This window comes from Streptomyces sp. NPDC002265 (assembly GCF_040296125.1).
GTDB lineage: Bacteria > Actinomycetota > Actinomycetes > Streptomycetales > Streptomycetaceae > Streptomyces.
The window spans coordinates 1-18,377 of sequence record NZ_JBEOWS010000197.1 but is presented as its reverse complement, the minus strand read 5'-3'; the positions used below and the strand labels follow the sequence as shown (position 1 = coordinate 18,377).

Below are 18,377 nucleotides of genomic sequence, written 5' to 3'. Positions count from 1 at the left end.
CAGCAGCAGCACCCTGGTGAAGCTCCGCACCCATTCCTCGTCCGCCGGTTCGGCGCTCACCAGGGTGCGGTGCACCACCGCGCCCGCGACCACGTCGAAGATCAGGTCGACCGTGCGGGCGGCCTCCTCGGGGTCCGTCTCGGGGGGCAGTTCGCCGCGGGTCTGGGCGCGGGCGCGGCCTTCGAGGACGAGCCGCTTCTGGCGCTCGACGATCGACGTCCGGATGCGTTCGCGCAGCGCGTCGTCGCGGGTGGACTCCGCGATCACCGCCATCAGCCCGCTCTTGGCCTCGGGCCGGGCCAGGATCGCGGCGAACTGCAGGACCACGCCCTCGATGTCGGCGGCCAGGGAGCCGCGGTCGGGCAGCCGGAGTTCGTCGAAGAGCTCGGCGACGGCGTCGACCACGAGTTCGTTCTTGCCGGCCCAGCGGCGGTAGAGCGTCGTCTTCGCCACCCCGGCGCGGGTCGCCACGTCCCCCAACGCGAGCTTCGACCAGCCCAGTTCGACCAGGGCCTGCCGGGTCGCGGCCAGGATCGCGGCGTCCGCGGCGGCGTTGCGCGGGCGGCCGGGACGGCCGGGGCGGCCGCAGGACGGGGGGAAGCGGTGCATCCCATGACCATAACCGGCGGGTTCGGTGCGGCCGTGAGGGAGATCACCGGAAATCGGTGTCGCGTACCCCCCGGCTGCTATTACGCTACGACTCGTAGCGAAAGCCTGTGACGGACGTACACGGGCGACGACCACAGGCGCAGGGTGGGGACCCGGCGCCGAGCAGCACACAGCCGGACCGGGCTGGCACATCGTTTTTCACTCATGCGCGGGAACGGGGGAGGATAGACGCATGCAGCCACGGAACATGTCCATGAGCGGCGTCGTCGACCTCGCCGCGGTGAAGGCGGCCCAGGAGGCCAAGGCCAAGGCCGAGCAGACGCGCGCGGAAGCGGCCCGCCAGGGCGGGCCGGGAGCCGTCTCCCCGGCCGACCTCGTCATCGACGTCGACGAGGCCTCCTTCGAAACCGACGTCCTCCAGCGCTCCGCCGAGGTCCCGGTCGTCATCGACTTCTGGGCCGAGTGGTGCCAGCCCTGCAAGCAGTTGAGCCCGGTCCTGGAACGCCTCGCGGTCGAGTACGACGGGCGTTTCCTGCTCGCCAAGATCGACGTCGACGCCAACCAGATGCTCATGCAGCAGTTCGGGATCCAGGGGATCCCGGCCGTCTTCGCCGTGGTGGCGGGACAGGCGCTGCCCCTCTTCCAGGGCGCGGCCGGCGAGGAGCAGATCCGTCAGACGCTCGACCAGCTGGTGCAGGTCGCCGAGCAGCGCTTCGGCCTGACCGGTCTGACCGTCGACCCGGACGCCGAGCCGGGCGGGGGGCCCGCCCCGGCGGTGCAGGAGGGGCCGTACGACGCGCTCCTGGAGGCCGCCGTGCGGGCGCTGGACTCGGGTGACCTGGGCGGTGCCGTCCAGGCGTACAAGAACGTGCTGAGCGACGACCCGGGCAACCCGGAGGCCAAGCTCGGGCTCGCCCAGGCCGAGTTGCTCCAGCGGGTGGCGGACCTCGACCCGCAGGAGGTGCGCAGGAACGCGGCCGAGCGGCCGAAGGACGTGGCGGCGCAGATCGCCGCGGCCGACCTGGATCTGGTCGGCGGGCATGTCGAGGACGCGTTCGGGCGGCTGATCGAGACCGTGCAGCGGACGGCGGGGGAGGACCGGGAGGCCGTACGGCTGCGGCTGCTGGAGCTCTTCGAGGTCGTCGGGGCCGAGGACCCGCGGGTCGCTTCGGCGCGCCGGGCGCTGTCCCGGGCGTTGTTCTGACGGGGGCGCGGGTCGTCTCCGGGCGGGGTGCGGGCCCGGTTCTGACCTGTCGTTAAACGTCGGGGCAAGTGTTGCCCAAGTGAAAAATTCGCCATCGAGGCGCCACAGCGGCCGCGCTTTACCAAATCTTGGTAATCGCGGCCGCTGTTACTTCCAGTAAGTCACAGGCGTTCTTCTGTCAGGTTCTGTCCTGAAATCGATGGCTCTGAACTGCCCATAAGTGCCACCCAGCGTCGCGGAACGAGACCTGTGGGTCGTCCCACGGTTATCGCCCCGTTACTAGCCAGTAACGAACCCCCTTGTGCGGGCGGCCAGAATGCACCACGATCGGCGACGCTCGGTCCATTCCCGTACCCCCGACAGCCGGTCGGGCCCACGGGACACGGTGGGTCCCCACCGGGCAGAACCGGCGACAGTGACGCCGGTTCTCGGACAGGGGGGTCTTCGCCCTGGGCGAAGCCTGTCCGGCAGGGTTGTGCGTGATGTGTGTCAGGCGCGACCAGTGGTTGTCGCTCGGGGGTGATCGCCGGTGATTCGGGCGCGGTTCGCGCCACCGGATACGGGCGCTCTCCTTCCCGAGGACGTAGCACTTCTCCCATCGCTGCCCGGCCGAGCCGCCGAACAGGGGCGATTCGGAGGGCAGGCGATGTACGTCCGAGAAGGAGGAAATATGGAGTCCCAGGTGCGTGGCGGGACCAGATGGAAGCGGTTCGCTGTGGTCATGGTGCCCAGCGTCGCCGCCACGGCGTGCATAGGCGTCGCCCTCGCGCAGGGTGCCCTCGCCGCGTCGTTCAGTGTGTCCGGCCAGTCCTTCAAGGTGAGCGCCCAGTCGCTCAACGGCCAGCACTTCTCCCAGTACGGGGCGATCGACTCCGGTTACACCATCACTGGTGAGAAGACGCTCCACCCCGTCGCCGTGTCGGCCTTCGAGACCGCCACGATCCAGAAGATGTGCCAGTCGGTCGTCACCCACACCGGTCTTCCGGCGCCCTTCGACGCCGTGACCCTGCGGCTCGAGGCGGGTGACAGCGACAAGAAGGCGGAGCAGGTCTCCGCCGAGAAGCTGTACATCGACGTCGAGGACCTGGGTGCGAACGCGGTCTTCCACGGCATCGACATCGGCGTGGCCGCCGGCTCGATCACCAAGGGCCCGGCTGTCAAGGGCGACGAGATCAAGCAGAAGCAGGCCAACCCGTACGGCTTCGCGCAGCAGGCCGACTCGGCCGAGCTGACCGACGTGAAGCAGACGGCGTGGGCGACCACCGCGGGAACGTTCACGCTCCCCGGTCTGCACATGGCGCTCTCCACGGGCACCAAGGCCGAGTGCTACTAAGCGCTCGCTGATGGGCGGGGGGGCCGACGGCGCCCCCGCCCGTCCACACTCCCCGGGTCTCTTCGCCCGGGGAACACGTCACCACCAAGCAACGCCGCACCAGGGAGCTGTTTTCCATGAGCGCCGAGACCCCTGCCGCACCCGGTCAGTTCACCCGCCGGAGGCTGCAGTTCCGTGCCTGGCGCGGAACTCGCCCGTTCTGGGCCGGTCTGTTCGTCATGCTCGGCGGCCTTCCGATCATGTACTTCCCGTACGCGCACCTCCACCTCGGCCATCTCACGCTGGCGATGTCCACCACCGCGGGCGCCGGGTCGCTGATCATCGGTGTGCTGCTGGTCGTCCTGGGCTTCAGCCTCTGGTTCCAGAGGCATGTACAGACGTTCGCGGGTGTCGCGGCGATCCTGCTGGGCCTGGTGTCCATCCCGGTGTCCAACTTCGGCGGGTTCATCCTCGGTTTCCTCTTCGCCCTGATCGGCGGCGCGATGGCCGTGGCGTGGGCGCCCGGCACGCCCCCCGAGGCGGAGCCGGCCGAGGAGCCGGGCGTCGGTGCGGGCGACTCCCCGGAGAGCGCCGCCGACGGCGACGACGCTCCCGAGGCCGCGGCCCACGAAGCCCCGCACGGCGAAGGCCCGGTGTTCACCAAGGACACCGACGTGACGGGCGAGACCAACGAACTGTCAGGAACGATTTCGGCCAACGGGGCGAACGGGAGGCACAGTGTCGGCTGACGAGGTGACTCACGAGACGGACGCGGAAGCGTCGCTTGTGAGAACCGGGCCGCGCCACGCGGCGCCCAAGAAGCCGCTGTTCACCAGGTTCCAGGTACCCGCCGGCAAGGCGATAGCCATCGCGGCGATGCCGACGGCGGTCCTCATGGGCATGGGGTTCACGCCGACGCTCGCCCGCGCCGACGACCAGCCCGCCTCCAAGAGCCTGACGGCCGAGGAGTACAAGGACTGCGTCGCGGCCATGGCGGAGTCCACCACCTCGGCGACGCCTTCCGCCTCGGCGAGCGCCACCGAGTCGGCGGACTCCGCGAAGGACGCTGCCAAGGACTCGGCGGTGAAGTCGTCCGACTCGTCCGACAGTTCGGGCAAGTCGGATACCTCGGACACCTCGGGCAAGTCCTCTTCGTCGGATTCAGGTTCCGACGACAAGGCCGAGCCCGCGCCGTCCCAGACGTCCGCCGCGAGCGACACCTCCGCGTCCGGCGGCGACACCGCCACGCCGGCTCCCTCGGCGTCCGCGGCCGGCGGCAACCTGCTGGAGACCATCGGGGACACGCTCAAGGACGTGCTCACCGGCGGCAAGAGCGACACCGGGAGCGCCACGCCCACCCCGACCGCCTCGGCCTCGGCCACGGCGGCCGGTGCCGCGGACACGTCCGCGTCGGACAAGTCGGACAAGAGCGCGTCGGACACCGTCAAGGCGACGACGAAGAAGGCCGTCGACACGGTGGACGACACCGTGACGAAGGCCGCCGACACCGCGTCCGAGGCGGCCGGCGACACCAAGAAGGCCGACGACGGCCAGGGCGAGGACGGCGCCACGCCCTCCGCGAGCCCCTCCCCGAGCAGCAGCACGGACGTCGCCGACTGCCCGGCCGCCACCGAGGACGAGAGCGGTGTCGACAACACCATCGCGCTGCCCGTCGATCCCTGGTACCTGAGCGCCAGCGGACTGACCCTGAAGGGTGCCTCGTACAAGGGCATCGTCGAGGTCAAGATGGCCGACGGCAAGAAGAAGAAGGTGCTGAAGTACGTCATCTCGGGCGGCACCGACATCGTCGACCTGCACCAGACGGTGAAGGACAAGGCGTCCGGCAAGACCTACCACGTGCAGGCGGCCAAGGGCTCTACGTCCACCATCAAGGACGGCGACACGGTGATGTACACCGAGAGCATCTCCGGCAACCTGTTCGGACTGATCCCGGTGACCTTCAGCCCCGACAGCCCGCCGCCGCTGGACATCCCGCTGATCTACTTCAGCAACGCGAAGGTCGTCCAGGCCGGCCAGTTCGGCGGCACGCTGACCGTCCCCGGACTGCACAACTACATCGACTGAGCGTCGTCGAAGACCCTTCCGGGAGCCGCACAGGAGAGCGCCCCCTGCCTCACCGGCAGGGGGCGCTCTCCTGTGACGCGGACCGTCAGTCGCCCTCGCCCAGGTGGTGGACGCGGACCATGTTCGTGGTGCCGGCGACGCCGGGCGGCGAGCCGGCCGTGATCACGACGATGTCGCCCTTGCTGAAGCGGTTGAGCTTGACGAGCTCCTGGTCGACCAGGTCGACCATCTCGTCGGTGCTCCCCACGAACGGCACGATGTGCGACTCGACGCCCCAGCTCAGGGCGAGCTGGTTGCGGGTGCCCTCGTCGGTGGTGAAGGCGAGGATCGGCTGCGCCGCGCGGTAGCGGGACAGCCGGCGGGCCGTGTCACCGGACTTGGTGAAGGCCACCAGGCCCCGGCCGCCGAGGAAGTCGGCGATCTCGCAGGCGGCGCGGGCGACCGAACCGCCCTGCGTGCGCGGCTTCTTGCCGGGGACCAGGGGCTGCAGGCCCTTGGACAGCAGCTCCTCCTCGGCCGCCTGGACGATCTTCGACATCGTCTTGACGGTCTCGACCGGGTACGCGCCCACCGACGACTCCGCGGACAGCATGACCGCGTCCGCGCCGTCCAGGATCGCGTTGGCGACATCGGAGGCCTCGGCGCGGGTCGGGCGGGAGTTGGTGATCATCGACTCCATCATCTGGGTGGCGACGATCACCGGCTTGGCGTTGCGCCGGCACAGCTCGATCAGGCGCTTCTGCACCATGGGGACCTTCTCGAGCGGGTACTCGACGGCCAGGTCGCCACGGGCCACCATGACGGCGTCGAACGCCGCGACGACGTCGTCCATGTTCTCCACCGCCTGCGGCTTCTCCACCTTGGCGATGACCGGGACCCGGCGGCCCTCCTCGTCCATCACGCGGTGGACGTCCTCGACGTCCTTGGCGTCGCGGACGAAGGACAGCGCGACCATGTCGCAGCCCATGCGGAGGGCGAAGCGCAGGTCCTCGATGTCCTTCTCGCTCAGCGCGGGCACGTTCACGGCCGCGCCGGGCAGGTTGATGCCCTTGTGGTCGGAGACGACACCGCCCTCGATGACGATCGTCCGCACCCGCTGACCCTCGACGTCCAGCACCTTCAGCTCGACGTTGCCGTCGTTGATCAGGATCTGGTCGCCGTGCGAGACGTCGCCCGGCAGGCCCTTGTAGGTCGTACCGCAGATGTGCTTGTCACCCGGGACGTCCTCGGTCGTGATGACGAACTCGTCACCGCGCTCCAGCTCCACCGGGCCCTCGGCGAAGGTCTCCAGACGGATCTTCGGGCCCTGGAGGTCGGCGAGGACGCCGATGGCCCGGCCGGTCTCCTTGGAGGCGGCCCGGACGCGGTCGTACCGCCCCTGGTGCTCGGCATGGCTGCCGTGGCTGAAATTGAACCGGGCCACGTTCATGCCGGCCTCGATCATGGAGACGAGCATCTCGTGGGAGTCGACCGCGGGGCCGAGAGTACAGACGATTTTCGAACGGCGCATGGGGCGATCCTATCGGTTTGTTTCGCTCCGGAATATTCCGTCTGGCGGAAGATACAAATGGGCGGGTCGGCGCTCAGGCGTGTATTACTCGCCGGTAATTGCCTGGCCGTTCTTTCCGACCAGCGCGTAGGTCTGTGTGGCGATCTCCAGTTCCTCGTCGGTCGGCACCACGGCGACCGCCACCCGCGCGCCGGCGGGCGAGATCAGCCGGGGTGCGGCGGCACGTACGGCGTTCAGTACGGGGTCGACGGCCACGCCCAGTGACTCCAGGCCCGCGATCGCGGCCTCGCGCACGGACGCCGCGTTCTCGCCGACCCCGGCGGTGAAGGTGATCGCGTCCACCGTGCCGAGCACGGCGTAATAGGCGCCGATGTACTTCTTCAGCCGGTGAATGTAAATGTCGAAGGCGAGCCGGGCCTGTTCGTCGCCCTCGCCGATCCTCCGGTCGATCTCGCGCATGTCGTTGTCACCGCACAGCCCGACCAGTCCGCTCCTCTTGTTGAGGAGAGTGTCGATCTCGTCCGTGGACATTTCGCCAACACGCATCAAATGGAAGATGACCGCAGGATCCACGTCTCCGGAGCGTGTTCCCATCACGAGTCCCTCCAACGGCGTCAGCCCCATGGAGGTGTCCACGCACTTGCCGCCGCGCACCGCGGACGCGGACGCCCCGTTGCCCAGGTGCAGCACGATCACGTTCACGTCCCCGGGATCCCGGCCGAGGAGCTCCGCCGTCGCCCGGGACACATAGGCGTGCGAGGTCCCGTGGAACCCGTACCGCCGGATCCGGTGCTCGTCGGCGGTCTTGACGTCGATCGCGTAGCGGGCGGCCGACTCGGGCATCGTGGTGTGGAAGGCGGTGTCGAAGACGGCGACCTGCGGAAGGTCGGGGCGCAGGGCCCGCGCCGTGCGCAGGCCGATCAGGTTGGCCGGGTTGTGCAGCGGCGCCAGCGGGATCAGCCGCTCGATCTCGGCGAGCACCTCGTCGTCCACCACCGTCGGCCGGGTGAACCGCTGCCCGCCGTGCACCACGCGGTGCCCGATCGCGGCCAGTTCGGGCGAGTCGAGGCCGAGCCCGTCCTTGGCCAGTTCCTCCGCCACGGCCTTGAGGGCGGCCGCGTGGTCGGCGACCGAACCGGTCCACTCGCGCGGCTCGCCGGTCGCCAGCGGCGTGTGCTGCAGCCGCGAGGAACCCTCGCCGATCCGCTCGACGAGGCCCACCGCGAGCCGGCTGCCGTCGCGCATGTCCAGCAGCTGGTACTTCACGGACGAGGAGCCGGAGTTGAGGACGAGGACTCGGGTCGGTGTCACTGGGCGGCCGCCTTCTCGCTCGGGACGCCGGGCAGGTCCACGGACGGGCCGGGGAGCGGCTGGGGGATCTGGGCCTGGATCGCCGTGATGGCCACGGTGTTGACGATGTCCTGGACCAGCGCGCCCCGGGACAGGTCGTTGACGGGCTTGCGCAGCCCCTGGAGCACGGGGCCGACGGCGATCGCGCCGGCCGAGCGCTGCACGGCCTTGTAGGTGTTGTTGCCGGTGTTGAGGTCCGGGAAGATCAGCACGCTGGCCTGGCCGGCCACCTCCGACCCGGGCAGCTTGGTCGCGGCGACGGTCGGCTCCACGGCCGCGTCGTACTGGATGGGCCCCTCGATCCTGAGGTCGGGGCGCCGGGCGCGGACCAGGGTGGTGGCCTCGCGCACCTTGTCGACGTCGGCGCCCGAGCCGGACGTGCCGGTCGAGTACGACAGCATCGCGATCCGCGGCTCGACGCCGAACCGCTCGGCGGTGGCGGCGGCCTGGATGGCGATGTCGGCCAGCTGCTCGGCGTTCGGGTCGGGGTTCACGGCGCAGTCGCCGTAGACGAGGACCTTGTCGGCGAGGCACATGAAGAACACGGACGAGACGATGTCGGCGTCAGGCCTGGTCTTGATGATCTCGAAGGCGGGCCGGATGGTGGCGGCCGTGGAGTGCACGGACCCGGAGACCATGCCGTCCGCGAGCCCCTCCTGCACCATCAGCGTCCCGAAGTAGTTGACGTCGGCGACCACGTCGTACGCCAGCTCCACGGTCACGCCCTTGTGGGCGCGCAGCCGGGCGTAGCGCTCGGCGAAGGATTCGCGCAGTTCGCTGGTGGCCGGGTCGATCAGCGAGCACCCGCCCAGGTCGATGCCGAGGTCGGCGGCCTGCTTGCGGATCTGGTCGACGGGGCCGAGCAGGGTGAGGTCGCACACGCCCCGGCGCAGCAGCACCTCGGCGGCGTGCAGCACCCGCGGCTCGGTGCCCTCGGGCAGCACCACCCGGCGCCGGTCGGACCGGGCCTGCTCCAGCAGCTTGTGCTCGAACATCATCGGGGTGACCCGGTCACTGCTCGGCGTGGAGACCCGGCTCAGCAGCCCGGCGGTGTCGACATGGCGCTCGAACACGCCGAGCGCGGTCTCGGCCTTGCGCGGGGTGGCCGCGTTCAGCTTCCCCTCCAGGGAGAAGAGCGCGGCGGCGGTGGGGAAGCTGTTCCCGGGCACCGAGAGCACCGGGGTGCCGGGGGCGAGGCGGGCGGCGAGGGTGAGGACCTCGTCGCTGGGCACCTCGTCGAGGGTGAGCAGGATGCCCGCTATCGGCGGGGTGCCGGCGCTGTGCGCGGCCAGCGTGCCGACGACGAGGTCGGCGCGGTCCCCGGGGGTGACCAGCAGGCAGCCCGGGGTCAGGGCGGTGAGGAGGTTGGGCAGCATGGCACCGCCGAAGACGAAGTCCAGGGCGTCCCGGGCCAGTCCCGACTCGTCGCCGAGGATCACCTTGGCGCCGAGGGTGTGCGCGATCTGGGCGACGGTGGGGGCGGACAGGGCGGGCTCGTCGGGCAGGACGTAGCAGGGGACCGGCAGCCGGGAGGCGAGCCGCTCGGCGATCTCGTCCCGGTCCTCCCGGGCCACCCGGTTGGTGACCATCGCCAGGACGTCGCAGCCGAGCCCGTCGTACGCCCGGTAGGCGTTGCGGGTCTCGGCGCGCACGGACTCGGGCGACTGGTTGCGGCCGCCCACGACGGGGATGACCGAGGCCCCGAACTCGTTGGCGAGCCGGGCGTTGAGGGCGAGCTCGTCCGGGAGCTGGGTGTCGGCGAAGTCGGTGCCGAGGACGAGGACGACGTCGTAGTCGCGGGCGACCTGGTGGAACCGGTCGACGAGGGCGGAGAGCAGTTCGTCCGTGCCCTGCTCGGCCTGGAGGGCGGTCGCCTCGTGATAGTCCATGCCGTAGACGGACGCCGGGTCCTGGGTGAGCCGGTACCGGGACCGCAGCAGTTCGAACAGACGGTCCGGTCCTTCGTGGACGAGCGGACGGAACACGCCCACTCGGTCGACCTGCCGGGTCAGGAGCTCCATGACTCCCAACTCCACGACCTGGCGGCCGTCCCCGCGGTCGATCCCGGTCACGTACACGCTGCGCGTCACGCGTGCTCTCCGTTTCATGGCGTCGGCTGTGGCATGGCGTCAGCTGCCCGGGTGCTCTTCGTGGCGCGGAAGATGGCCCGCTGAGGCGAGCAGAACCCTCTTGACAATACCCCGGGCGCTCTATAAGGCGCCCGTCAGGATTCGTCCCGGTCCGTCCGGTCGTATCGACCTGTACAGGCGGGATGAATAAGAGCGGATCCTATGAAAAGCGACATCGTCCTGGGGCCATGAAACAATCGGATCGGCTCACCGGTGTACAGAAGCGAGCAGGAGACACAGCACGATGCGTATCGGAGTTCTCACCGCAGGCGGCGACTGCCCGGGCCTGAACGCAGTGATCCGGTCGGTCGTGCACCGAGCGGTCACGCACTACGGCGACGACGTCATCGGCTTCGTGGACGGGTTCCGCGGTCTCCTGGACGGCCACCACGTCGACCTCGACCTCGACGCCGTCGGCGGCATCCTGGCCCGTGGCGGAACCATTCTCGGCTCTTCCCGGCTGGAGCGCGACCGGCTGCGCGAGGCCTGCGAGAAGGCCACCGACATCGCCCGCGACTTCGGTATCGACGCGCTCATCCCGATCGGCGGCGAGGGCACGCTCACGGCGGCGCGGATGCTCTCCGACGCCGGTCTGCCGGTCGTCGGGGTGCCCAAGACCATCGACAACGACATCTCCTCGACCGACCGCACGTTCGGGTTCGACACGGCCGTCGGCGTCGCCACGGAGGCGATGGACCGGCTGAAGACCACGGCCGAGTCGCACCAGCGCGTGATGGTCGTCGAGGTCATGGGCCGGCACGCGGGCTGGATCGCGCTGGAGTCCGGCATGGCGGCCGGCGCGCACGGCATCTGCCTGCCCGAGCGGCCCTTCGACCCGGGCGACCTGGTGAAGATGGTCGAGGAGCGGTTCGCCCGCGGCAAGAAGTTCGCCGTGGTGTGCGTGGCCGAGGGCGCCCACCCGGCCGAGGGCACCATGGACTACGGCAAGGGCGCGATCGACCAGTTCGGCCACGAGCGCTTCCAGGGCATCGGCACCGCGCTGGCGTACGAGCTGGAGCGGCGCCTGGGCAAGGAGGCCCGGCCGGTCATCCTCGGCCACGTCCAGCGCGGCGGCACGCCGACCGCCTACGACCGGGTGCTCGCGACGCGGTTCGGCTGGCACGCGGTCGAGGCCGCGCACCGGGGCGACTTCGGGCAGATGACGGCACTGCGCGGGACCGACATCCGGATGGTTCCGCTGGCGGACGCGGTCACCGAGCTCAAGACCGTGCCCACGGACCGCATGGACGAGACGGAGTCGGTCTTCTAGGACCTCTCCCCGGCGCCTCCCGGACGCGCCCAGGACTCGTCCGGGAGGGTGGCGAGGACCCACCAGAAGTGCTCGACGATCCGGTCGAGGAACTCCCGGCCGCCGTCGCCCCGGTCGTCGGCCGAGCCGCCGTACGGGTCCGATGCGACGGCCGCCGCCTCGCGGTAGCCCTCCCGCAGCGCCGTCAGCGCGGCCTCCAGCGGACGGCGGTCCACCGGCACCAGACGCGCCAACGCCCGCACCCGGGGTGCCCGGCGGCTCGTGACCGCGCCGCGCAGCAGCTGGGCCAGGCGCGGCTCGCGCCCGGTGACGGCGACGAACTCCGGCAGGGTGAGCTCCAGCAGGCCGGCGAGCAGCGCGGCCTGCCGTTCGGTGCCGCGCCAGGTGTCGCTCTCCTCCATCCCCGAGTACGCGATGAACTCGAGCCCGACGGCCCGCGCGACGTCCTCCGCGGACAGACCGCGCGCGAGGCGGTGTTCGCGCAGGCTCCTGGGCCGGCCGGCGAGTTCGCCGGAGGAGCACCACAACACGCCTGCCAGCGCCGTGACTTCGGGCCCCGTGGGGGTCGACAGCCCGCGTTCCCAGCCGAGCACGAGATCGGGCGTGACGTACGTCAGGCCGTACGAGGCGCGCAGTCCGTAGGCGACGTGCTCGGGGCCCATGCCGAGTGCGGTGCGCAGCCGACGGGCGGCGGAGGCGTCGAAGGGCGGACGACCGGACTGTCGGCTCTGACTGGCTGTTGATCGGCGCACGGCCACAACGTAGGGGGGAGGCGGGTGCGGTGGCTACGGGTTGTCGGGACGGGACCACGGATTGTAGGAAGGTACGGCGCGCGGGTCGCACCCGCGCCACCGGCTGAGCAACTTCCCCACCCTGTGGGTGACTTGACGACAGTTCCGCCAACTCGGCGACAGGTGCGGTGACTTCACCTTTCGCCGAGCTGCTTCCGTCCCTGTCTCCGTCCCTGCCGGGCAGCAACTTCCGTCCCTGCCAGGCGACTTCGTCGGGGGGGGGGGGGGCTAGCGGCGCCCGTCGCTCGTCTTGCCGATGACGGGGCCGTAGAAGGTCCCGCCGCGGAAGTCGATGTGGTCCCCGCCGCGGCCGCCCGCACCGCCGTCGAGATGCGATCCCGCGGAGCCGGGTGGCACTGCCCGGGGCCGGTGCTTGCGCAGCACCGCCACCGCCACCGAGGCGGCCTGCGCCGCGGCCCGCTCCTGCGCACCGGAGGCGTCCGCCCGGCGCTTGCCGGCGTCGGCGCGGTCGCTGATCCCGCGGATCACGACGGCGTCCGACCGCCCGCTCAGATGGGCCGCGTGCGCGGCCCCCGACCCTTCCGTCTCGATCGCCGCCGCGTCGCCGTAGTGCTCGCGCAGATGCCGGGCGATCTCGGACCGGGCGTCCGCGAGCACCACGTCCCCGGCCGCGATCGGCTTGAAGTGCGCGGTCACGTCCGACATGTCCCGGACCGCCGAACGGGCCGCCTGCACCAGCGCGTTCGAGCCGGGCCAGGCCTCGGGGCGGACCTCGAAGCCGTGCGGGGTCTGCTTGCCGCCGTGGATGCCGTAGACCTTCGTGCCGACCACGACGTCGCCGATGCCGATGTCGTGCTTGAGGCTGCCCGCGATCCCGACGAAGAGCACCGCCTCGGGGCGCAGCCAGGTGACGATCTGGGTGGTGAGCGCGGCGGCGTTCACCGGCCCTTCGCCCAGTTCGGCGAGCGCCACCCGCCAGGGCGTGCCGTCGAGCCGGCCGAGTTCGACGCGGGTTCCGCTGTCGGGGTGGACCCGCTCCTGCCGGTCGGAGACGTACCCGCGTACGGCGGAGTATTCGAGCGCGAGCGCGGTGAGCATCACAACGGTGGGACGTGTCTCCGGCATCCCTCTAAGGTACTGGCAAGTCGCCCGCGGGGACGGGGTGTCGGGATCGGGGGAAGGGGCGGGATGGCGGGGACGGACGTCACGGCAGGGCAGTTGCTGCTCGCCGAGTACGAGTGCATCAAGGACGAGCAGAAGGCGCGGATCGGGTTCCGGGACAACCTGCTGTACGTGACGCTCGCGGTGGTCGCCGCCGTGATCGCCGCGGCGGCTCAGGCCAAGCAGGCGTCGATGCTGCTCGGGCTGCCGCCGGTGTGCGTGGTGCTGGGGTGGACCTATCTCGTCAACGACGAGAAGATCTCGGCGATCGGGGCGTATGTGCGCGGGGAGCTGGCGCCCCGGCTGGCCGCCCTCACCGGGGAGGCGGGGGCACAGGCCTTCGGCTGGGAGACCTTCCACCGCGGGGACGCCCGGCGCGTGTCGCGCAAGATCGTGCAGTGCGTGGTCGACCTGGTCGCCTTCTGCGTCGTACCGCTGGGCGCGCTGGTCGTGTACTGGACCGGCGGCCACCTGCCCGTCGGCCTGCTGGCCGTCTCGGTGGCCGAGGCCCTCGCGGTCGCCGGTCTTGCGGTGTACGTGGTGATGTACGCGCTGCCGTTCGGGTCGGGGTCGGGATCGGGGGCCGGAGCCGCCGCGGGAGCCGGTTCGGCCGCGAGCGCCGGGACGGGAGCGAACCCCGTATAAGGACCGAAGCCCGCCCCGGGACGAGCCGCTCCTGACCGCCCTGCCGTTCCGGGCTCGCGCGGGGGAGGTCCTGTCGTTTCGGGTCCGCTCCGGGGAGGTCCTGCCCTCCCGGACTGGCCCCGGACGGGCCGTGCCGGGGCTGCCTCCGACCGGCCCTGCCGTTCCGGGCTCGCGCGGGAGGTCCTGTCGTTTCGGGTCCGCTCCGGGGAGGTCCTGCCCTCTCGGACTGGCCCCGGACGGGCCGTGCCGTGCCGGGGCTGCCTCCGACCGGCCCTGCTGCTCCGGGCTCGCCCCGGGCAGGCCCTGCCCTCCCGGACTGGCCCCGGACAGGCCGTGCCGTGCCGAGGCTTCCTCCGACCGGCCCTGCCGTTCCGGGTCCGGCCCGGACCGGCCCTACCGTCCCGGGTCCGTTTCCGGGAGCCAGCGGTAGACCAGTTCGGGGCGGCCCACCTGTCCGTAGAGCGGTCTGCGTTCGGCTCGGGCGGACTCCACCAGGTGTTCCAGATAGCGCCGGGCCGTGATCCGTGAGATGCCCACCGCCTCCGCGACCCCCGCCGCCGTGCACCCCGCCTCGGCCTCGCGCAGTGCCGTCGTCACCCGCTCCAGGGTCGGCCCGCTCAGGCCCTTGGGCAGGGCCGCCGGGGCCGGGGCCCGCAGTGCGGCGAGGGCCCGGTCGACCTCGTCCTGTCCGCTCGCCTCGCCCGCCGCGCCCCGGAACTCCGCGTACCGCACCAGCCGGTCCCGCAGGGTCGCGAAGGTGAACGGCTTCAGGACGTACTGCACGACCCCGAGCGACACCCCCTCGCGCACGACCGCCAGATCACGGGCGGACGTCACCGCGACGACGTCCGCGTGATGGCCGGCCGCGCGCAGCGACCGGGCCAGCCGCAGCCCGTGCACGTCCGGCAGGTGCAGGTCCAGGAGCAGCAGGTCCACGGCCGTGCGCTCCAGCAGCCGCCGGGCCTCGGCGCCCGTGCGCGCCTGGCCGACGGCGACGAACCCCGGCACCCGGTTCACGTACATCACATGCGCGTCCGCCGCGACGGGGTCGTCCTCCACCACGAGGACCCGGATGGGCTGTCCCGCGCTCACGCGTCACCCCTGCGGTCCGGGTCGCCGGCGAGGGCTGCCACTCCGGCGCCGGTGCGCAGCGGCAGCCGCACCACGAACCGCGCGCCGCCCCCGTCTGCCTCCGCCACCGACAGCGACCCCTCGTGCCGGGCCACCGCCTGCTGGACGAGGGCCAGGCCCAGGCCGCGGCCCTGCGGGCCGGACGGCTTCGTGGAGAACCCGCGCCGGAAGACCAGTCCCGCGTGGGCCGGATCCACCCCGGTTCCCGTGTCCGAGACGCACAGCACCAGTTCCCGCGCGTCGCGGCGCACCGTGACCGTCACCCGCGCGGGAGTGCCGCCCTGCGCCGCGTCCACGGCGTTGTCGACGAGGTTGCCGAGGATGGTCACCAGGTCCCGCGCGGGCAGGGTCCTCGGCAGCAGTCCGTCGTCGAGGCCGCCGTCCCGCGACACCACCAGTTCCACGCCCCGTTCGTTCGCCTGCGCGGTCTTGCCCAGCAGCAGTGCCGCCAGCACCGGTTCGCTCACCGCCGCCACGACCTGGTCGGTGAGTGCCTGGGCCAGTTCCAGCTCGGCCGTCGCGAACTCCACGGCCTCCTGCGCCCGGCCCAGTTCGATGAGGGACACGACCGTGTGCAGCCGGTTGGCCGCCTCGTGCGCCTGCGAGCGCAGCGCCTGGCTGAAGCCGCGCTCGGAGTCCAGCTCGCCCATCAGGGACTGGAGTTCGGTGACATCGCGCAGGGTGACCACCGTCCCGCGACGCTCGCCGCCGGACACCGGCGAGGTGTTGACCACCAGCACCCGGCGCGCGGTCAGATGCACCTCGTCCACCCTCGGCTCCGACGCCAGCAGCGCCCCGGTCAGCGGCGCGGGCAGGCCCAGGTCGGCCACCGACCGGCCCACCGCCTCGCCCGGCACGCCGAGCAGTTCCTGCCCGCCGTCGTTGATCAGCGCCACCCGGTACGCCCCGTCCAGCATCAGCAGGCCCTCGCGCACGGCGTGCAGGGCGGCCTGGTGGTAGTCGTGCATCCGGCTGAGCTCGGCCGCGTTCATGCCGTGGGTGTGGCGGCGCAGCCGGCCGTTGATGACGTACGTACCGATCGCGCCGAGCGTGAGCGCGCCCGCGGCGACCCCGAGCAGCGCGGTGACCTGGTCCTGGACCCGGGCGCTGATCGCCTCGACCTTGATCCCGGCGCTGACCAGTCCGAGGATCCGCTTGTCGTCGTCCTCGATGGGGGTGACCGCGCGGACCGAGGGGCCGAGGGTGCCGGTGTAGGTCTCGGTGAAGGACTCGCCCTTCAGCGCGGGGGCGGTGTTGCCGCGGAAGCGCCGGCCTATCTGTTCCTCGTCGGGGTGGGTCCAGCGGATGCCCCGCGGGTCCATGATCGTCACGAAGTCCACCCCGGTGTCGCGCATGACCCGCAGCGCGTACGGCTGGAGCTGCGCCCTGGGGTCGGGGCCGAGGACGGCCGCGCGCACCGAGGGCGCGTCGGCGACCGACCGGGCCACCGCCGTGGCCTGGCGTCCCGCCGCCGCCTCGGCCTGGCCGCGGTCGCTGATCCAGGTGAACAGCGCGTACCCGGCGACGACGACCGCGATCAGCACGGCCTGCATCGCCAGGAGCTGGCCGGCCAGGCTGCGGGGCCGCGGGAGGGATATGCGCATCCCGCCAGTGTGCCTGCCACGACGAGCGTGAACTCAATGAACGGAAGGGTGACCGCCCTCACACGGAGGTGGATAGTCACGGCATTCCCCCGATCTCCCGAAAGCGCCCCCGATCCCCCGGGAGCGCGCCGCCGCGGGGATCGACCGGACGTGAGCCGCACGCCGGTGATGCCGACGAAGACGTCAAGGAGGGCAGCCGTGGCCGCCAGCACCCCCGATACGGCACCTGCCGCACCCGCCGCGAGGCGGGACCGCACCCACTATCTCTACCTCGCGGTGATCGCCGCGGTCGCCCTCGGCATCGTCGTGGGCCTGGCCGCCCCCGACTTCGCGGTCGAGCTCAAACCGCTGGGCACGGGCTTCGTGAACCTGATCAAGATGATGATCTCGCCGATCATCTTCTGCACGATCGTGCTGGGCATCGGCTCGGTGCGCAAGGCCGCGAAGGTCGGTGCCGTCGGCGGTATCGCGCTCGGCTACTTCCTGGTGATGTCGCTGGTCGCGCTCGCCATCGGCCTGCTCGTCGGCAACGTCCTGCACCCGGGGGACGGGCTGCACCTGACGGACGCGATCAAGGCGAGCGGGCACGGTCAGGTGTCCGACGAGGCGCTGCCGCCGGTCGAGTTCGTCCTGTCGATCATCCCGGTCACCTTCGTGTCCGCCTTCACCGAGGGCCAGGTGCTCCAGACGCTCCTGGTCGCCCTGCTCGCCGGTTTCGCGCTCCAGACGATGGGCGCCGCCGGGCGGCCGGTGCTGCGCGGTGTCGAGCACATCCAGCGGCTCGTCTTCCGGATCCTCGCCATGGTGATGTGGGCGGCGCCGATCGGTGCCTTCGGCGCCATCGCCGCGGTGGTCGGCTCGGCCGGCCTGGACGCGCTCAAGAGCCTCGCCGTGCTGATGCTCGGCTTCTACGTCACCTGCTTCCTGTTCGTCTTCGTGGTGCTCGGCGCGCTGCTGCGGGCCGTCGCCGGTCTGAACGTCTTCAGCCTGTTCAAGTACCTGGCGCGGGAGTTCCTGCTGATCCTGTCCACCTCCTCCTCCGAGTCCGCGCTGCCGCGGCTGATCGCGAAGATGGAGCACCTGGGCGTCAGCAAGCCGGTGGTCGGCATCACGGTCCCGACCGGCTACTCGTTCAACCTCGACGGCACGATGATCTACATGACCATGGCGTCGCTGTACATCGCCGACGCCCTGGGTACGCCGATGTCGGTCGGCGAGCAGATCCCGCTGCTGCTGTTCCTGCTGCTCGCCTCCAAGGGTGCGGCGGGCGTCAGCGGCGCCGGGCTGGCCACGCTGGCCGGCGGCCTCCAGTCGCACAAGCCCGCGCTGGTGGACGGGGTCGGCCTGATCGTCGGCATCGACCGTTTCATGAGCGAGGCCCGGGCGCTGACGAACTTCGCGGGCAACGCCGTCGCCACCGTGCTGGTCGGCACCTGGACGAAGGAGATCGACCGGGACCGCGTCCAGCGGGTGCTCGCCGGTGATCTGCCGTTCGACGAGCGCACGCTGCTGGACGAGCACGGCGCCGCCCCGGCCGGGGCGGACATGCCCGAGCAGCGCGGGGACGGCGAGCGGGAGCCGGCCACGGCCTGATCCCCCCGGACGGCGTCCCGGC

Annotated in this window: 15 protein-coding genes; 7 read left to right on the top strand and 8 right to left on the bottom strand. The window is 71.4% G+C overall.

Annotation, left to right across the window (positions count from 1 at the left end):
• Positions 1-609: TetR/AcrR family transcriptional regulator (locus ABT085_RS28950; protein ID WP_351614124.1), on the bottom strand; the 609-nt coding region annotated here is incomplete at its 3' end.
• 232 nt (positions 610-841) lie between these two features.
• On the opposite strand from ABT085_RS28950, the gene ABT085_RS28945 reads away from it, so the two are divergent.
• The 4 genes from ABT085_RS28945 (at position 842) to ABT085_RS28930 (ending at position 5,210) form a co-directional block, all read left to right on the top strand.
• Positions 842-1,813: a tetratricopeptide repeat protein gene (locus ABT085_RS28945; protein ID WP_351614121.1), complete on the top strand. Its 972-nt coding sequence runs from the start codon at positions 842-844 to the stop codon at positions 1,811-1,813.
• 670 nt (positions 1,814-2,483) lie between these two features.
• On the top strand, positions 2,484-3,146 hold the full coding sequence (locus tag ABT085_RS28940) for a DUF6230 family protein (protein WP_351614118.1): 663 nt from the start codon (positions 2,484-2,486) through the stop codon (positions 3,144-3,146).
• A 116-nt stretch (positions 3,147-3,262) separates the two neighbouring features.
• Positions 3,263-3,874, top strand: coding sequence for a DUF6114 domain-containing protein (locus tag ABT085_RS28935; protein WP_351614115.1), 612 nt, complete (start codon positions 3,263-3,265; stop codon positions 3,872-3,874).
• The gene (locus ABT085_RS28930; RefSeq protein WP_351614112.1) at positions 3,864-5,210 is read left to right on the top strand and encodes a hypothetical protein; all 1,347 of its coding nucleotides are present in this window, start codon (positions 3,864-3,866) and stop codon (positions 5,208-5,210) included. The genes ABT085_RS28935 and ABT085_RS28930 overlap by 11 nt, the downstream gene beginning before the upstream one ends.
• A gap of 85 nt (positions 5,211-5,295) precedes the next feature.
• Here ABT085_RS28930 and pyk read toward each other — a convergent pair whose 3' ends face one another.
• The 3 genes from pyk to pta all read right to left on the bottom strand — a co-directional run bounded on the left by pyk (position 5,296) and on the right by pta (position 10,160).
• A complete protein-coding gene (gene pyk, locus ABT085_RS28925; RefSeq protein WP_351614109.1) occupies positions 5,296-6,720 on the bottom strand; it encodes a pyruvate kinase in 1,425 nt (474 codons plus the stop codon).
• A gap of 84 nt (positions 6,721-6,804) precedes the next feature.
• Positions 6,805-8,031 carry an acetate kinase gene (locus ABT085_RS28920; protein ID WP_351614107.1) on the bottom strand — a complete coding sequence of 409 codons (1,227 nt, stop codon included), beginning with the start codon at positions 8,029-8,031 and terminating at the stop codon, positions 6,805-6,807.
• Positions 8,028-10,160, bottom strand: a complete 2,133-nt coding sequence (pta, locus tag ABT085_RS28915) for a phosphate acetyltransferase (protein WP_351614104.1) — start codon at positions 10,158-10,160, stop codon at positions 8,028-8,030. The genes ABT085_RS28920 and pta overlap by 4 nt, the downstream gene beginning before the upstream one ends.
• Positions 10,161-10,443: 283 nt before the next feature.
• Here pta and ABT085_RS28910 point away from each other — a divergent pair, with 283 nt between their 5' ends.
• A complete protein-coding gene (locus ABT085_RS28910) occupies positions 10,444-11,469 on the top strand; it encodes an ATP-dependent 6-phosphofructokinase (RefSeq protein ID WP_351614097.1) in 1,026 nt (341 codons plus the stop codon).
• Here ABT085_RS28910 and ABT085_RS28905 read toward each other — a convergent pair.
• Entirely contained in the window at positions 11,466-12,221 is a 756-nt protein-coding gene (locus tag ABT085_RS28905; RefSeq protein WP_351614094.1) for an XRE family transcriptional regulator, read from the bottom strand. The genes ABT085_RS28910 and ABT085_RS28905 overlap by 4 nt on opposite strands.
• 267 nt (positions 12,222-12,488) lie before the next feature.
• Entirely contained in the window at positions 12,489-13,346 is an 858-nt protein-coding gene (locus ABT085_RS28900) for a 5'-methylthioadenosine/S-adenosylhomocysteine nucleosidase (protein WP_351614091.1), read from the bottom strand.
• Positions 13,347-13,409: 63 nt separating this feature from the next.
• On the opposite strand from ABT085_RS28900, the gene ABT085_RS28895 reads away from it, so the two are divergent.
• Positions 13,410-14,027 carry a hypothetical protein gene (locus ABT085_RS28895; RefSeq protein ID WP_351614088.1) on the top strand — a complete coding sequence of 206 codons (618 nt, stop codon included), beginning with the start codon at positions 13,410-13,412 and terminating at the stop codon, positions 14,025-14,027.
• Between the two features lie 393 nt (positions 14,028-14,420).
• On the opposite strand, the gene ABT085_RS28890 is transcribed toward ABT085_RS28895, so the two are convergent.
• Together ABT085_RS28890 and ABT085_RS28885 are read right to left on the bottom strand one after the other, a co-directional pair.
• Complete coding sequence (locus tag ABT085_RS28890; RefSeq protein WP_502982827.1) at positions 14,421-15,050, bottom strand: response regulator; 630 nt, start codon at positions 15,048-15,050, stop codon at positions 14,421-14,423.
• A 65-nt stretch (positions 15,051-15,115) separates the two neighbouring features.
• Positions 15,116-16,762 carry a sensor histidine kinase gene (locus ABT085_RS28885; protein WP_351614082.1) on the bottom strand — a complete coding sequence of 549 codons (1,647 nt, stop codon included), beginning with the start codon at positions 16,760-16,762 and terminating at the stop codon, positions 15,116-15,118.
• A 168-nt stretch (positions 16,763-16,930) separates the two neighbouring features.
• On the opposite strand from ABT085_RS28885, the gene ABT085_RS28880 reads away from it, so the two are divergent.
• Positions 16,931-18,355: a cation:dicarboxylate symporter family transporter gene (locus ABT085_RS28880; RefSeq protein ID WP_351614127.1), complete on the top strand. Its 1,425-nt coding sequence runs from the start codon at positions 16,931-16,933 to the stop codon at positions 18,353-18,355.
• Positions 18,356-18,377: the final 22 nt, after the last annotated feature.

Coding starts and splice junctions, on each gene's coding strand:
- ABT085_RS28945 (WP_351614121.1), top strand. CDS start 842: ATGCAGCCACGGAACATGTCCATGAGCGGCGTCGTCGACCTCGCCGCG.
- ABT085_RS28940 (WP_351614118.1), top strand. CDS start 2,484: ATGGAGTCCCAGGTGCGTGGCGGGACCAGATGGAAGCGGTTCGCTGTG.
- ABT085_RS28890 (WP_502982827.1), bottom strand. CDS start 15,050: ATGTACGTGAACCGGGTGCCGGGGTTCGTCGCCGTCGGCCAGGCGCGC.
- ABT085_RS28885 (WP_351614082.1), bottom strand. CDS start 16,762: ATGCGCATATCCCTCCCGCGGCCCCGCAGCCTGGCCGGCCAGCTCCTG.
- pyk (WP_351614109.1), bottom strand. CDS start 6,720: ATGCGCCGTTCGAAAATCGTCTGTACTCTCGGCCCCGCGGTCGACTCC.
- ABT085_RS28895 (WP_351614088.1), top strand. CDS start 13,410: ATGGCGGGGACGGACGTCACGGCAGGGCAGTTGCTGCTCGCCGAGTAC.
- ABT085_RS28935 (WP_351614115.1), top strand. CDS start 3,263: ATGAGCGCCGAGACCCCTGCCGCACCCGGTCAGTTCACCCGCCGGAGG.
- ABT085_RS28910 (WP_351614097.1), top strand. CDS start 10,444: ATGCGTATCGGAGTTCTCACCGCAGGCGGCGACTGCCCGGGCCTGAAC.
- ABT085_RS28880 (WP_351614127.1), top strand. CDS start 16,931: ATGCCGACGAAGACGTCAAGGAGGGCAGCCGTGGCCGCCAGCACCCCC.
- ABT085_RS28900 (WP_351614091.1), bottom strand. CDS start 13,346: ATGCCGGAGACACGTCCCACCGTTGTGATGCTCACCGCGCTCGCGCTC.